Consider the following 13,378-nt stretch of genomic DNA (forward strand, 5'->3'; position numbering starts at 1 on the left):
CGATGAACGCGCAGATATCGCAAATGATCGCTGCTCATGCCAGATGAATACTATTCACGCTTTTCTTCCCGAGCATGCGTGAGAAAATCCCGGACTTTTCCCGAGCATCACCATCCGTGAAAAGAGCTGCGCCAACCACCGCCAGATCGACGCCCAGCCGGTCGAGTCTCTCGAAGTGTTCGGGAACGATCTTTCCGTCAACGATGGTGTAAAGCCCGGTCGGGCGCTGTGCGAGACGTTCGAACGCCCTGTCGTCGAAGGAGCCGCCGCCGGCCGGTGCCGTCAAAAGAAGGCAGCCATCCGCGTGCTCCGCGACCTTTTCGAGCTCCGATAGGGGTGTTGTATGTCTCAGCGCCGCGAATGCGCCGGAACCGTTTGCTCTTGCTATACGGGAGAGTTCCACGAAGTCTTCTTCGGCTTCGAGATGTATCGCAATCGACCTGACACCCAGCTCGGAAAAGCGGATGACGGCATCTCTCGGGCGCGCCACCATAAGGTGAACATCCAGCGGTTTGGATGCGCATTCGCTGAGATTGCGGATGACCCTTGCGGTCAAACCATATTCCGGCGCGAAGACGCCATCCATCACGTCGAGATGCAGGGATTCGACGTTCGGCAGCACCGCTTCGATGTCTTCCGCCAAGCGGAATGGATCGGCGGCGTAGACGGAGGCTGATAGCGCGGTCATGCCGCGGGCGCCCATGCGGCTTCGCGAAGCTTGCCCAGCGACCATTCTTCCACCGGCTTCGGCGCGGTTGTGCAGAAGCCGTGCTGGAAGATCGCGATGCGGTCGCAGATTTCCACCAGCTCCTCTTCTTCCGAGGAGACGACGACGATGCAGCGGCCTTCATCGGCCAGACGCCGGATGATGTCGTAGATGTCCGATTTCGCGCCTATGTCGACGCCCTTGGTCGGTTCGTCGAGAAGGATGAGATCGGCGTTCTGTTCGATGATGCGGCCGAGCAGCACCTTTTGCTGATTGCCGCCCGAAAGCGATTTGGTTGGAGCGTCGAGCCGCCCGCGTGTGCCGATCGAGGAAAGCGTTTTCTGCGCCGAGGCCCTTGCGGCGTTGAGGTCAACGATCCCGTTGTTGCGGTAGCGCGTCAGCGTCGAGAGAACGACGTTCTGGAACGAGGACATGAGGGGGATGAAGCCATCCTGCTTTCGCTCTTCCGTCAGGAAGGCGATACCGTGCTGGATGGCGAGCTTGGGGCTTGATGGGGTATAGCGTTTTCCGGAGATTTCCACCGTACCGGATGATATGGGTTCCATGCCATAAAGTGTGCGCAGGAAACGGGTGCGGCCGGAACCGATAAGACCGTAAAGGCCGAGAACTTCCCCGCGCCGCGCCACGATATCGGCACCCTTCAGCCTCTTGCCAGCCAGTCCCTCAACCTTGAGGAATATTTCGCCTGCAGCCCGCGCCTCGCGCCGGCTGGCAACATGCTTGCCATGGGCGTCGCCGACGATGGCGTCGACGATCGCCTGCTTGCTGACGTCCTGACCGGCCGCATGGTAAACGACGCGCCCGCCCGACAGCACGGTCGCTTCGTCGCAGACCGCCAGAACCTCATCGAGCTTGTGGGAGACCAGCACGACGCCGATATTACGTTCCAGCGCGATGCGGCGGACATGGGCCAACAGTTCCGTGGACTGATTGCCGTCGAGTGCGGTGGTCGGTTCATCGAGGAAGAGATAACGGACCTTGCCTTCGAGGTTGGCGATCACTTCGAGGAGCTGTTTCTCCGGATGGGAAAGCCCTTTTACGGTCCGCGTCACGTCGACATGCAGGCCATAGCCCGCGAGCAGGGTCTTGCAATAGGCGTTCATTTCGGCGGTTTTCTTCAGGCCATGCAGCGTCACTTCCCTGCCGAGGAAGAGATTTTCCGCAACCGTGAGGTTCGGGATGAGACGCAGTTCCTGATAAACGCAGCCAATGCCCTTGCCGAGCGCCTCTCTGGGCGAGGTGAGGGTGACGGTTTCGCCGTCGACGCTGAGCGTGCCATTGTCCTGCGGCTGGGCGCCGGCGAGGATTTTCAGCAAGGTCGATTTGCCCGCGCCATTGTGGCCGAAGAGACCATGGATCGTTCCCGGCTTCACTTCGAAGCCGATGCCATGCAGGACCCCGACGCTGCCGAAGGACTTGGTGATGCCTGTCGCCTTATAGCTCGACATATCGCGTACCTCACATCTACTGACCGGAAGTCGGGCGCGCGAATTTCCGCGCGCCCGGACAGTCTTGGAGCCTTGTCGCATTTCCGGACGGAAAACGGCGCTCCACTTCTCCTGGCAATGCCCTTAGTAGGCCTTGTCGACGGTTTCGCCGGCATTGTCCTTGTTGACGAGCAGCGGCGGGCTGTCGATCACAGGGTCAAGCTTCCCGCCGTCGAGGAACTTCTTGATGTTCTCAACCTGGATCTGGGCAAGCTTGGCCGGCTCCTGGATCGCACCGGCCTTCAGGATGGTGTTGTCCTCGATGTGCTTCACGCCGAGCTTGTCGACAAAGGCGTAGAGCGTCACATCGCTGCGGCCGAGCTGTTCGATTGCGGCGATCGCGCCGAGCGCCGACGGTTCGGTGTCGGAATAGACGACGGTGATCTCAGGGTTGCCCTGAAGCATTTCCGTCGTGACCTTCAGCGAGGTGGTTTCCTCGACCTTGCCGTTGACGAGCGCGACGAATTTGACGTTGGGGTTGGAGGCCAGGGCTTCCTTGAAGCCTTCGTCACGGGCATTCGCCGCCACGGAGGTTGGTTCGCCGACGATGCCGATGACGGCCTTGCCGTCCGCGCCGATATCCTTTAGCAGCTGCTTGCCGATATAGACGCCGCCGGCCTTCTGGTCGGTCTGCACGGCCTGTTCGACCTTCAGATTCTCGGCCTTCAGACCTGCCGGATCGGGCAGGAGGTTGATGGTGAAGACCGGGATCTTTGCCTGATTGAGCTCGGAAACGGAGGCGACGCATGGACCGGACGAGACGCAGTTCAGCGCGACGGCGCTCACACCCTGCTGGGCAAGCGTCTGGACCTGCGAAAGCTGCTTGGCGTCGTCATTGTCGGCGATCAGCACGCGAACGTCGAAGCCCTGCTTGGCGCCGTTTTCCTCGAAGCTCTTCTTCATCGCCACGTAGTAGGGGTTTGTCAGGTTCGGCAGGGCAACGCCCAGCACCTTCTTGTCCTGTGCATGGACAGCTGCAGCGGACAGCGCAAGCGACATGCCAAACGCCGCCAATACGGAATTCTTCACGAGTTTCTTCATCGTTCTCCTCCTATTGGATGATGAATTCGATTGCCGGATCGGCCGGCGCCGTCTCTGGTCCGCGCGCTCAGGCGCTGGCCGAAAACTTCTTCTTCAGCAGGGCGACCCAGGGTAGGGAGAGCCGGCTGGATGAACGCATCGTGTCAAAGGTCACGCCGACGAGGATGATCACGCCGATCACCAGGGGCTGCCAGTAGGCGCTGACGTTCAGGACGTTCATGAGATTGGAGATGGTAGCGATCAGGGTGGCACCGATCATCGCGCCCCAGATCGATCCGATGCCGCCAAAGAGGCTGACGCCGCCGACCACTGCACCTGCAATCGAAAAGAACAGCTCATCGCCGCGACCGGCGGTCGGATAGCCCGTCATCAGGCGCGATCCGTAGATCAGGCCGCCGCAGGCGCCGCAGAAGCCGGAGATCGCATAGACGAGGATGGTGATGCGGGAGGTATTGACGCCCGCCAGACGGGCCGCCTCGACATTGCCGCCGACCGCGAAAATATGCGTGCCGGTCACGGTCCGCTTGATGAAGAGGGCGGCGAGCACGACGGCGACGGCAAGGGCGATGACCGGGAAGGGAATTCCGAACAGCTTGTATTGCCCGATGAAACGGTAACCGAAGTCCATGACGCGGATCGATTCCGCACCCGTGATGATCTGCGGCACGGAGGCCGCGACGCCCATCATGGCGAAAGTCACGATGAAGGGCGGGACGCCGGTCTTGTCGATGATAATGCCGTTCAATGCGCCGGCGAGAGCGCCTGACGCGAGCACAAGCACCGCTGCGACCGGCCAGGGCAGGCCGACATATTCGATGAAGACGGCGGCGAGAACGCAGGTCATCGCGACGATCGATCCGCAGGAAAGGTCGATACCGCCCGTGAACAGGACAAACGATTGCCCGAGGCAGAGGAAGCCGATGACCGCGCCGTTGAGAAGCAGCACGAAAATGTTCGACAGCGTGAGGAAATTCGGAGACGCGATGGCGCCGGCGATCATCACGACGAGAAGAACGAAGGCGATGCCTGCTTCGGCGGGGATGCGAATTCCCTTGCCGTCATAGGGTTGGGTCTGTGTCATGTCCGTCATTCCTTCCTCCACTTTGCGAGGGGCAGCGCGGCCCTGTAGGCTTCGCGCACATCCTCGCTCCGCGCGGCATCCTGCGCGCGCGGCTCCGCCACGATTTCGTATCGGGGCTCCCATTGTTCGGCGATTTTGGCTGTATGCTGTCCGGTGACCGCCGCGGCGGCCTGAACTGCCGCGCCCGCGGCTGCTGCCTCCGGAAGGTTGCAGGTCCAGACCTGCTGCCCGGTGAGGTCGGCAAGGATCTGTCGATAGGCTTTCGAGCGGGACGCGCCGCCCGTCACGATCAGCCGGCCGTTACGCTCCAGCCCGAGAGACGCAAGGTAATCGCCGCCCTCCAGCAGACCGCAGATGACGCCCTCCACGGCAGCGCGGGCGATCTGCCCCGGTTCGACGTCGCTGCGAATACCGGCGAGTATGCCCGTGGCGTCCGGCAGATCGGGGGTCCGTTCGCCATCGAGATAGGGGACGAGGACAAGTCCGCGTGCGCCCGGTTCGGTCGCAAGGGCAAGCGTATCGAACTCCTCGGTGCTTGCCCTGAGGATTCGGCGGAACGCGTCGGTTACTTTTGCCGAGTTCAGTGTGGTGATCATCGGCAGGAAGGCGTCGGCGGCATCCGCGTAGCCGTTGATGGAGCCGGTCTCATCCTTGATGCCGATCGGTGTGCGCCCGTAAAGGGTCCCGCTGGTGCCGAAAGAAATGATCACGTCACCCGCGCGGATGCCCATGCCGAGCGCCGCCGTCATATTGTCGCCGGAACCGGCGCCGACGATTGCGCCCTGAAGCGCCTCAAGCCCATCGATCCGCTGAACCACGCCTGCGGCCTCGCTGGAGCCGATGATGTCAGGCAGCACGCTTCCCCAGTCGATGCCGGGTGCGGCCAGTTCTGCCAGCGCGTAGTCCCATTGATTGGTGAAGGGGTTGAAATATCCCGTGCCCGAGGAGACGCCGCGCTCCGTGGCAGCCCGTCCGCTCAGCCGGTAGAGAAGATAATCGGACGGCAGCATGATCTTGCGCGCCCGGGCGATCATGCCGGGATGCATGCGTTCTGTCCATGCGAGCTTGCTCACGGTCAAGGCTGCGGCCGGCACCGATCCGGTTCGCCCGGCCCAGTCCTTAAGTGGCAGTTTCTGCCGAAGAATGTCCGCGTCGGGCGCGGATTCGGTGTCGTTCCAGAGCTTGGCGTCCCGCAGCGGCAGGCCGTCGTCACCGAGCATGACAAGGCCATGGCCTTGGCCGCCCACGGAAATGCCGGCGATGCGCGGGAGATAGGTCGTCAGTTCGCCGAAGGCGGAAACGAGCGCCTGCCACCATGCCTCGGGCGCCTGTTCGCTGCGCGGCGGCGTGGTTGGCGGGTGCGGCTTGCGGGCTTCGGCAATGACGGCGCCGTCTTCCAGACGCCGAAGCACGATCGTGCAGGATTGCGTGGAGGAATCGACGCCGGCGACGAGATCGCGTTGCATCTGATCAGCCCTCGGCGTTTTGCAGTCGCTTCAGGCTGTCTTCGGCATCACGGCCGACGGCGCCGGAAGGATGGGTGAAAAGGAGCTTGTCCCATCCGTAACCGCGCGCGACGCGGCAGACTTCGACGAGCGCGTCGGTAACGGCGGCGGTCGCAAGAGAACTACCGGTGGCAACGACGGCGCCGAGATCGCTGTCGGCGGGAAGCGTCAGCGTGATCACCTCATCCGACATCTGCGCCAGCGGCGACTTCGGATCGGCGGTGATCGAGATCAGGCCGGCGCAGAGCGTTCTGGCGCGTGCGCAAAAGTCGTTGAGCTCATCCGAGCTGCCACCCTTCGAAAGGGCAAGAACGAGGTCATCCTTCTGAAGGACGCCGAGGCCGCCATGCAGGCCATCGGCCGGCGGCAGGTAGAAGGCGGGCGTGCCGCCCACGGAAAGAAGATGCGCCGCGCGGCTGGCGATTGCGCCGGAGGTGCCGCTGCCGGTGACCAGGATCTTGCCCTTGCACGCGATAAATTTCCCGGCAACGGCCAGAAAGGTCTCGTCGACCCCGTCAAGCGTTCCAAGAATGGCCGCAGCATCCGCACGGATAACCTCTTTGGCGCGACCGACCCACTCATGTTCTGACTGCATAGAATGCCTCCCTGATGAGGCAGTCATATGACAGAGACGCAAATTCGTCAAGTGAGTATGTATGCGCTCATTTGAGCGTTATTAACTTTTAGGCCGCCATCAGCTTCCTTGCCACCCCGGCGTCGGTTATCAGCGTTGTCACCCAGTTCCCTTTCAGCGTGGCCCTGATGGCATCGGCTTTTTCGATGCCGCCGCCGATGCCGATGCGCTCGGGAATGCGCCGAAGCTGGTCCGTGCTGAGGCACAGTCCGGTCTGGTCGAGCGGGCTCGCGACGGCCTCTCCATCCTCGTCAATCAGTGTGGCGCACACGTCGGCGCATACGTTTTTCTTCAATGCATCACGCCGCCAGTCTTCCGGGAAACCGGAGCACAGGCACGATTCCGCCGGCCGCCAGGAGCCTATGCCGACCGCAAGCACGTCGATCTTGTCATAGCGCGACATGGCGCTTGCGATGGATGTCTCGTTGCGAAGCCTTGCAATCAGGTCGGGATCATCCACCCACATGGGGCCAAACAGTGGATAAGCCGCACCGCCGCTGGCGCGCGCGACGCGATGAACCAGTTCGGTCGGGTTCTGGGAAAGGTCGAGCCCCGCGGGACTTCCGCCGGCCTGCACGACATCCACCCGCGGCAGGCGGCCAAGCGCCTTGCCCGTGGCGGAAAGGGTGCGGCCCCAGGAAAGGCCGAGCAACTGGCCGTCAATCAGCGATTCCTCGAGATAGTCGGCTGCGAGCAGGCCAAGCGGCTCGAACAGCTCGTTCGAATGAAGGTCCGGGCCGTCCAGAACAAGGGCGGCCTTGAGGCCGTATTTCTGCCTGAGCTTCTCGGCCAGCTCCGTGTTCATGTCGCCTTGGTCGTTGATCTCGATCTTGACGATGCCATCGGCAAGGGCGGTGTCGAGAAGGCGGGCGACCTTGAATCTGGAAATGCCCAGTTCATCGGCGATCTGGGATTTCGTCTTCTGCTCGATATAGAAACGGCGAGCGACGAGGGAAGCCTGAAGTTTTTGAAGGGGGCGTCGAGGCATTTGAGAAGATTTTCGCTCATTTGTTGCAATTGATCTAACCTTTTGACAGATTACGCGCTGATGGGCAACGACGCCGAATTCTGCCGTGCCCTTTCGTCAGCCATTCAACAGCCAGAAGAACAAATCATGTTGCCGTCCAATCCGATCCAGTCCCGAGCCTTTGATGCATTCCTGTTCGACATGGACGGGACGATTCTCGACTCCAGCGCCGCGTCGGAGCGCGTCTGGGGAGGGTGGGCCAAGGAAAACGGAATTCCGACGCCACCCTATCATGGTCGTCGGGTGGAGGACACGATGGCAGACCTGAAAAGCGCAGGAATTGATCCCGCGAAGGCCGCGGCTGAAATCACCGAACGGGAGCTCTCGGATCTCGACGGCGTGGTTCCTATCCCGGGAGCGATCGAATTTCTGGGATCGCTTCCAGGCGAGAAATGGGCGGTGGTGACCTCTGCTCCGAAGGAACTCGCCCTGAGACGTATCGCGGCGGCCGGATTGCCCCGACCGATGGCGATCATTGCGGCAGAAGATGTAAAGCAGGGAAAACCGAAGCCCGATCCGTTTCTTGCGGGCGCGGGGCTTCTTTCCGTTGATCCCACCCGATGCCTTGTGTTCGAGGATGCGGATGCGGGGATTTATGCGGCAGAGGCTGCCGGCGCTTCCGTTGTTGTGATCACGCATACCAACAGTGCGACCATCAGGGATAGGCCGGCCGTGGCTGACTATCGGGATCTGCGTGCCCTGGTGGTTGGAGCGTCTCTTTCGGTTGAGCTGGTTCAACGCAGTTAGGAATTGCTGTGTGTGAAGGGTTTTTCTGGCAGGCGGCTGGAAAGGTCGCCGCCGGCATGTGAGTTGCCTTATCCGTGGATGTCATGCATGGAGGTGAGCGACCACGCCGCTTTTCGTCTGATTCATCCGAGATTGGGGAAAGCCCGCATGAAAGGTGGATGAGGACATGTCGCTAAGCCTTCTCCTGAGTAATGCTTCGCTCAGAGCTGCGAGCTTCATCGTCACGATTTACGGCGATGTCGTCGAGCCGAGGGGTGGCGCGATCTGGGTCGGCAATCTGATCGAAACCTGCGCGGAAGTTGGCATCAGCGAGACTTTGGTGCGCACCGCAGCATCCAGGCTGGTTTCCGCCGGCCAGTTGACGGGCGAGCGGCAGGGGCGTCGCAGCTATTACCGTCTCACCGAGGCAGCCCAGACTGATTTCGCGGCGGCCGCGCGTCTGCTTTTCGGCACTGCCGATGAGCCGGTCTGGCGTTTTGTTTACCTCGGCGGACCCGCCTTCGAGGCCGATGCGCGAGCCCTGGAGTTGGCTGGATACACCCGGCTTGGTTCTCGCCTGTCAATTGGCGTGCGGCCACTTCCACCCCTGTCTGCCGCAGCCGTCACCTTTAATGCCGAGGTTGCCGGTGGCGGCTCCGGCCTCAAGGAGCTGGCGGCCGAACAATGGGGCCTGCAGAGTTACGACGCGGCCTATCGGGAATTCCTTGAACGATACGGCAAATTTTCCGAGGCGCTGGAAGCGGGAGAAAAGCTCAGCCCGATAGAACATCTCGCCGCCCGTCTTCTTCTTGTCCATCAATACCGGATGATCGTCCTGCATGACCCGCGGCTTCCCGCCGCTGCGCTACCCGATGATTGGCCCCATGCCGAAGTACGGCGCCTTTTTGCCCGGCTCTATGTTCGTTTGTCAAAAAAGGCGGACGACTTCATTGCGCGGAAATTTCTGACGGAGGACGGGCCTCTTCCGGCCGAAACGGTTGCCACCAGGCATCGAATAGACGGACTCCTCGCCATCTTGTGAATTTATATTTCTGCGAACGCAAAAATGCGGATGAAAGCGCAGAATTTCAAATGTCACAAGAATCGTCAAAAATCGTGTTGAACTGTGACATAAGGAATGGTATTAACTAACCGATCGGTCGGCTAATTGCCTGCCGGGCTGAGGAGGACGAGGAGGAATTCGTGCCTGAAGCATTTATCTGCGACGCTGTTCGCACTCCGATTGGACGATATGCGGGTTTATTGGCATCTGTACGTGCCGATGATCTCGCCGCTGTTCCGCTCGCGGCACTGATGGCGCGTAATCCGCAGGTTGACTGGTCGAAGGTCGATGACCTGATTTATGGATGTGCCAATCAGGCCGGCGAAGACAATCGCAATGTTGCGCGCATGGCGGCCCTTCTATCGGGCATGCCGGTCTCCGTCCCCGGCACGACCGTAAACCGCCTCTGTGGTTCCGGCATGGATGCCGTTGGCATGGCCGCCCGGGCCATTCGCGCCGGTGACTGCGATTTCGTCATTGCCGGTGGCACCGAAAGCATGAGCCGCGCTCCATTTGTCATGCCCAAGGCCGAGAGCGCCTTTTCGCGTGCCAATGCCGTATATGACACGACAATCGGATGGCGCTTTATCAACCCGAAGATGAAAAAGGCTTTTGGCGTCGATTCCATGCCGGAAACGGCCGACAATGTCGCCGCCGATTATGGGGTTAGCCGTGAGGATCAGGATGCTTTTGCTGCGCGCAGCCAGGCGCGGTGGGCCGCAGCATACGAGGCCGGTGTCTTTGCCGATGAGATAGCCCCCGTTTCCGTGCCTCAGAAGAAGGGCGACCCGATTATCGTTGATCGTGACGAGCATCCGCGACCCGGAACGACGGCCGAGCAGCTGGCCAAACTCAAGGGTGTCAACGGACCGGATCTTTCGGTTACCGCCGGCAACGCTTCCGGCGTCAATGATGGCGCTGCCGCGCTGTTGGTCGCGAGCGAGATGACAGCCAGGACACAGGGCCTGACGCCGAAGGCCCGCATCGTGGCCATGGCCGCCGCCGGCGTCGAGCCCCGCATTATGGGCATTGGCCCTGCGCCTGCCGCGCGCCGCGTGCTGGAACGTGCTAAACTGTCCATCGGCCAGATGGATGTCATCGAACTGAACGAGGCCTTTGCCTCGCAGGCGCTCGCCACGTTGCGTGACCTCGGTCTGCCCGACGATGCGGCGCATGTGAACCCGAATGGTGGCGCGATCGCCATGGGCCATCCGCTCGGCATGAGCGGCGCCCGTCTCGTCACCACCGCCGCCTACCAGCTTCATCGTCAGGGCGGCCGCTATGCGCTGTGTACGATGTGTATCGGCGTCGGCCAGGGCATCGCACTCATTCTCGAACGTGCCTGACGCGATAAAACAGGAGGAATGGCCATGTATGCACAGATGGTGAAAACCGACGCCGCCCACGTCCGCAGCCTTGATGAAATGGACCCGGTCGAGCGCGCCTTCCAGGAGCGCATCGACGCCGGCCAGAAGATCGAACCGAAGGAATGGATGCCGGAAGGTTACCGCAAGACGCTGGTGCGCCAGATAAGCCAGCATGCCCATTCCGAGATCGTCGGCCAGCTGCCGGAAGGCAACTGGATCACCCGCGCACCGACACTGGAGCGCAAGGCGATCCTGCTGGCCAAGGTGCAAGACGAAGCCGGTCACGGTCTCTATCTCTATTGCGCCGCCGAAACCCTCGGTATCAGCCGCGACGAAATGTACGAGCAGCTGCATTCCGGCAAGGCCAAATATTCCTCTATCTTCAATTACCCGACGCTGAGCTGGGCCGATATCGGCGCAGTCGGCTGGCTGGTCGATGGCGCGGCGATCATGAATCAGGTGCCGCTGCAACGCTGTTCCTACGGGCCTTATGCCCGCGCGATGGTCCGCATCTGCAAGGAAGAAAGTTTCCATCAGCGCCAGGGTTTCGACATCCTGATGAAAATGGTGAAGGGCACCCCGGCACAGAAGGCGCTGGTTCAGGATGCGCTGAACCGCTGGTGGTGGCCGTCGCTGATGATGTTTGGTCCTTCCGACGACGCCTCCGTGCATTCGGCCCAGTCGATGGCGTGGAAGATCAAGCAGAATTCGAATGACGAGCTGCGCCAGAAATTTGTCGATCAGACCGTGCCGCAGGCAACCTATCTCGGCCTGACCGTTCCCGACCCGGACCTTAAGTGGAACGAGGAAAAGGGCGGCTACGATTTCGGCGAGCCGGACTGGAACGAATTCTTCGCGGTGATCGCCGGCAATGGCCCCTGCAATGCCGAGCGTCTCAATGCCCGCAAAAAGGCCTGGGACGATGGCGAGTGGTTCCGTGACGGTCTCGTCGCCCATGCCGAAAAGGTGCAGTCGCGCCGGCAGGCCGCCCGTATCGCCGCCGAATAGGTGTGTTCCGGATCGCGCTTGCGGTCCCTTGGTCCCAATCGCAGTCAATACGCTCTCACCGCGGCCCGCCGCTGACGAGCGCGAATAAGGGAGAAAAATCATGTCCAGCGAATGGCCCCTCTGGGAGGTCTTCATCCGCGGCCAGCACGGCCTCAATCATCGCCATGTCGGCAGCCTGCATGCGCCGGATGCGGAAATGGCCGTCAACAATGCCCGCGACGTCTATACCCGCCGCAATGAGGGTGTCAGCATCTGGGTGGTCCGCTCCAGCGACATCACCGCCAGTGCGCCGTCGGAAAAGGGACCGCTGTTCGAGCCGTCCAATTCCAAGGTCTACCGTCATCCGACCTTCTTCGACGTGCCTGAAGAAGTGGGGCATATGTGATGGGCGTGGCTCAAGAGACTGCCACCGTCGACAATGCCGCCCTTTTCGAGTTCCTGCTGCGGATGGGCGATAATACCCTCATTCTCGGTCATCGCGTCTCGGAATGGTGTGGTCACTCGCCGGCGCTCGAAGAGGATATCGCGCTTTCCAACACCGCGCTCGACCTGATCGGCCAGACGCAGCTCTGGCTTGGCCTTGCCGGCGACGTGGAGGGGAAGGGGCGTTCCGCTGACGATCTCGCCTATCTGCGTGACGGGCTGGATTTCCGCAACGTGCTGCTTGTCGAGCGCCCGAACGGCGATTTCGGCAAGACGCTGATGCGACAGTTCCTGTTCGATGCGTGGCACTACGTTCTGCTGAAGTGGCTCAAAAGCTCCAGCGACCAGCGCATCGCCGAAATTGCCGAAAAATCCCTGAAGGAAGTGTCCTATCATCTCGATCGCAGCCGCGATCTGGTGATCCGGCTTGGCGACGGCACGGTGGAGAGCCATCGCCGCATGCAGGCGGCACTCGACGATCTCTGGCCCTTTACCGGCGAGTTGTTCATCGGCGATGCCTCGGATACGGCCGTTGCCGCCGCCGGCGTGGCGCCGGAGCCCGCATCGCTGAAGGCATCCTGGGATGAACTCGTGGCCGAGACGCTGGAGGAGGCGACGCTGAACACGCCGGCCGATGGTTATATGCAGAAGGGTGGCAAGCGCGGCATCCACACCGAACATCTCGGCTTCATTCTCTCTGATCTGCAGTTTCTGCAACGCGCCTATCCCGGCGGAACCTGGTAGGAGGCGCAGATGATGGCGGCCGAGCATCACCCTTCTGCGCGGCAGGTCTGGACCTGGCTTGCAGACGTTCCGGACCCGGAAATACCTGTCATATCGCTGGTCGATCTCGGCATTATCCGCGATGTCGCCTGGGAAGAAGAGGGGCTGGTCGTGACCGTCACGCCGACCTATTCCGGCTGTCCGGCAACGACGATTATCAACCTCGATATCGAGCGTGCGCTGAACGAGCGGGGTATCGAAAAGGTCAGGCTGAAGCGCCAGCTTTCGCCCGCCTGGACGACCGACTGGATCAGCGCGGAAGGCCGCGAGAAGCTCAGGGCCTACGGTATCGCGCCGCCGATTGACGGAACCGCCGCCGACGGCGTGCTGCTGAAGCGCATCGACCGGCTTTCGGGCCGCTCCAACCTGACGATCGCCTGTCCGCGCTGCGGGTCGGCCAATACCGAAAAGATCAGCCAGTTCGGCTCGACGCCATGCAAGGCCAGCTATCGCTGTACCGACTGCCTGGAACCCTTCGATTATTTCAAGTGCATCTGACCTGACGC

14 protein-coding genes are annotated in these 13,378 nt (G+C 61.5%); 7 read left to right on the forward strand and 7 right to left on the reverse strand.

What is annotated here, in order from left to right; translation table 11 throughout:
* Positions 1 to 34: 34 nt before the first annotated feature.
* From AGR13A_RS21585 to AGR13A_RS21615, 7 genes are all read right to left on the reverse strand, one after another.
* Positions 35 to 688: a hypothetical protein gene (locus tag AGR13A_RS21585; RefSeq protein WP_162180525.1), complete on the reverse strand. Its 654-nt coding sequence runs from the start codon at positions 686 to 688 to the stop codon at positions 35 to 37.
* Positions 685 to 2,175: a sugar ABC transporter ATP-binding protein gene (locus tag AGR13A_RS21590; RefSeq protein WP_080839369.1), complete on the reverse strand. Its 1,491-nt coding sequence runs from the start codon at positions 2,173 to 2,175 to the stop codon at positions 685 to 687. The genes AGR13A_RS21585 and AGR13A_RS21590 overlap by 4 nt, the downstream gene beginning before the upstream one ends.
* Positions 2,176 to 2,298: 123 nt before the next feature.
* Positions 2,299 to 3,255 (reverse strand): substrate-binding domain-containing protein, encoded by a 957-nt coding sequence (locus AGR13A_RS21595; RefSeq protein WP_139786110.1) that lies wholly within the window; start codon positions 3,253 to 3,255, stop codon positions 2,299 to 2,301.
* A gap of 67 nt (positions 3,256 to 3,322) precedes the next feature.
* Positions 3,323 to 4,345, reverse strand: coding sequence for an ABC transporter permease (locus tag AGR13A_RS21600; protein ID WP_051796571.1), 1,023 nt, complete (start codon positions 4,343 to 4,345; stop codon positions 3,323 to 3,325).
* Positions 4,342 to 5,802 carry a xylulokinase gene (gene xylB / locus AGR13A_RS21605; protein ID WP_080839372.1) on the reverse strand — a complete coding sequence of 487 codons (1,461 nt, stop codon included), beginning with the start codon at positions 5,800 to 5,802 and terminating at the stop codon, positions 4,342 to 4,344. The genes AGR13A_RS21600 and xylB overlap by 4 nt, the downstream gene beginning before the upstream one ends.
* 4 nt (positions 5,803 to 5,806) lie before the next feature.
* Complete coding sequence (locus tag AGR13A_RS21610; protein ID WP_080839374.1) at positions 5,807 to 6,436, reverse strand: SIS domain-containing protein; 630 nt, start codon at positions 6,434 to 6,436, stop codon at positions 5,807 to 5,809.
* Positions 6,437 to 6,524: 88 nt separating this feature from the next.
* Positions 6,525 to 7,463 (reverse strand): sugar-binding transcriptional regulator, encoded by a 939-nt coding sequence (locus AGR13A_RS21615; RefSeq protein ID WP_080839376.1) that lies wholly within the window; start codon positions 7,461 to 7,463, stop codon positions 6,525 to 6,527.
* A 126-nt stretch (positions 7,464 to 7,589) separates the two neighbouring features.
* On the opposite strand from AGR13A_RS21615, the gene AGR13A_RS21620 reads away from it, so the two are divergent.
* The 7 genes from AGR13A_RS21620 to paaD all read left to right on the forward strand — a co-directional run bounded on the left by AGR13A_RS21620 (position 7,590) and on the right by paaD (position 13,370).
* Positions 7,590 to 8,249, forward strand: a complete 660-nt coding sequence (locus AGR13A_RS21620) for an HAD-IA family hydrolase (protein WP_080840398.1) — start codon at positions 7,590 to 7,592, stop codon at positions 8,247 to 8,249.
* 166 nt (positions 8,250 to 8,415) lie between these two features.
* Positions 8,416 to 9,270 carry a PaaX family transcriptional regulator C-terminal domain-containing protein gene (locus AGR13A_RS21625; RefSeq protein WP_308400318.1) on the forward strand — a complete coding sequence of 285 codons (855 nt, stop codon included), beginning with the start codon at positions 8,416 to 8,418 and terminating at the stop codon, positions 9,268 to 9,270.
* A 161-nt stretch (positions 9,271 to 9,431) separates the two neighbouring features.
* Entirely contained in the window at positions 9,432 to 10,637 is a 1,206-nt protein-coding gene (gene pcaF, locus AGR13A_RS21630) for a 3-oxoadipyl-CoA thiolase (RefSeq protein ID WP_080839381.1), read from the forward strand.
* A gap of 24 nt (positions 10,638 to 10,661) precedes the next feature.
* Positions 10,662 to 11,666, forward strand: a complete 1,005-nt coding sequence (gene paaA, locus AGR13A_RS21635) for a 1,2-phenylacetyl-CoA epoxidase subunit PaaA (protein ID WP_080839383.1) — start codon at positions 10,662 to 10,664, stop codon at positions 11,664 to 11,666.
* A gap of 100 nt (positions 11,667 to 11,766) precedes the next feature.
* Positions 11,767 to 12,051 carry a 1,2-phenylacetyl-CoA epoxidase subunit PaaB gene (gene paaB, locus AGR13A_RS21640; RefSeq protein WP_003498121.1) on the forward strand — a complete coding sequence of 95 codons (285 nt, stop codon included), beginning with the start codon at positions 11,767 to 11,769 and terminating at the stop codon, positions 12,049 to 12,051.
* Complete coding sequence (gene paaC / locus AGR13A_RS21645; protein WP_080839385.1) at positions 12,051 to 12,833, forward strand: 1,2-phenylacetyl-CoA epoxidase subunit PaaC; 783 nt, start codon at positions 12,051 to 12,053, stop codon at positions 12,831 to 12,833. Before paaB ends, paaC begins: the two co-directional genes overlap by 1 nt.
* 12 nt (positions 12,834 to 12,845) lie before the next feature.
* Entirely contained in the window at positions 12,846 to 13,370 is a 525-nt protein-coding gene (gene paaD / locus AGR13A_RS21650) for a 1,2-phenylacetyl-CoA epoxidase subunit PaaD (RefSeq protein WP_080840400.1), read from the forward strand.
* Positions 13,371 to 13,378 lie beyond the last annotated feature (8 nt).

It is taken from the genome of Agrobacterium genomosp. 13 str. CFBP 6927 (assembly GCA_900012615.1).
In the GTDB taxonomy this organism is placed as follows: Bacteria; Pseudomonadota; Alphaproteobacteria; order Rhizobiales; family Rhizobiaceae; genus Agrobacterium.

What these genes read in the sequence shown, in the direction of transcription:
- xylB (WP_080839372.1), bottom strand. Translation starts at nt 5,802, where the DNA reads ATGCAACGCGATCTCGTCGCCGGCGTCGATTCCTCCACGCAATCCTGC.
- paaC (WP_080839385.1), top strand. Translation starts at nt 12,051, where the DNA reads ATGGGCGTGGCTCAAGAGACTGCCACCGTCGACAATGCCGCCCTTTTC.
- AGR13A_RS21610 (WP_080839374.1), bottom strand. Translation starts at nt 6,436, where the DNA reads ATGCAGTCAGAACATGAGTGGGTCGGTCGCGCCAAAGAGGTTATCCGT.
- AGR13A_RS21615 (WP_080839376.1), bottom strand. Translation starts at nt 7,463, where the DNA reads ATGCCTCGACGCCCCCTTCAAAAACTTCAGGCTTCCCTCGTCGCTCGC.
- AGR13A_RS21590 (WP_080839369.1), bottom strand. Translation starts at nt 2,175, where the DNA reads ATGTCGAGCTATAAGGCGACAGGCATCACCAAGTCCTTCGGCAGCGTC.
- AGR13A_RS21625 (WP_308400318.1), top strand. Translation starts at nt 8,416, where the DNA reads ATGTCGCTAAGCCTTCTCCTGAGTAATGCTTCGCTCAGAGCTGCGAGC.
- AGR13A_RS21600 (WP_051796571.1), bottom strand. Translation starts at nt 4,345, where the DNA reads ATGACGGACATGACACAGACCCAACCCTATGACGGCAAGGGAATTCGC.
- paaA (WP_080839383.1), top strand. Translation starts at nt 10,662, where the DNA reads ATGTATGCACAGATGGTGAAAACCGACGCCGCCCACGTCCGCAGCCTT.
- AGR13A_RS21620 (WP_080840398.1), top strand. Translation starts at nt 7,590, where the DNA reads ATGTTGCCGTCCAATCCGATCCAGTCCCGAGCCTTTGATGCATTCCTG.
- AGR13A_RS21585 (WP_162180525.1), bottom strand. Translation starts at nt 688, where the DNA reads ATGACCGCGCTATCAGCCTCCGTCTACGCCGCCGATCCATTCCGCTTG.
- paaD (WP_080840400.1), top strand. Translation starts at nt 12,846, where the DNA reads ATGGCGGCCGAGCATCACCCTTCTGCGCGGCAGGTCTGGACCTGGCTT.
- AGR13A_RS21595 (WP_139786110.1), bottom strand. Translation starts at nt 3,255, where the DNA reads ATGAAGAAACTCGTGAAGAATTCCGTATTGGCGGCGTTTGGCATGTCG.
- paaB (WP_003498121.1), top strand. Translation starts at nt 11,767, where the DNA reads ATGTCCAGCGAATGGCCCCTCTGGGAGGTCTTCATCCGCGGCCAGCAC.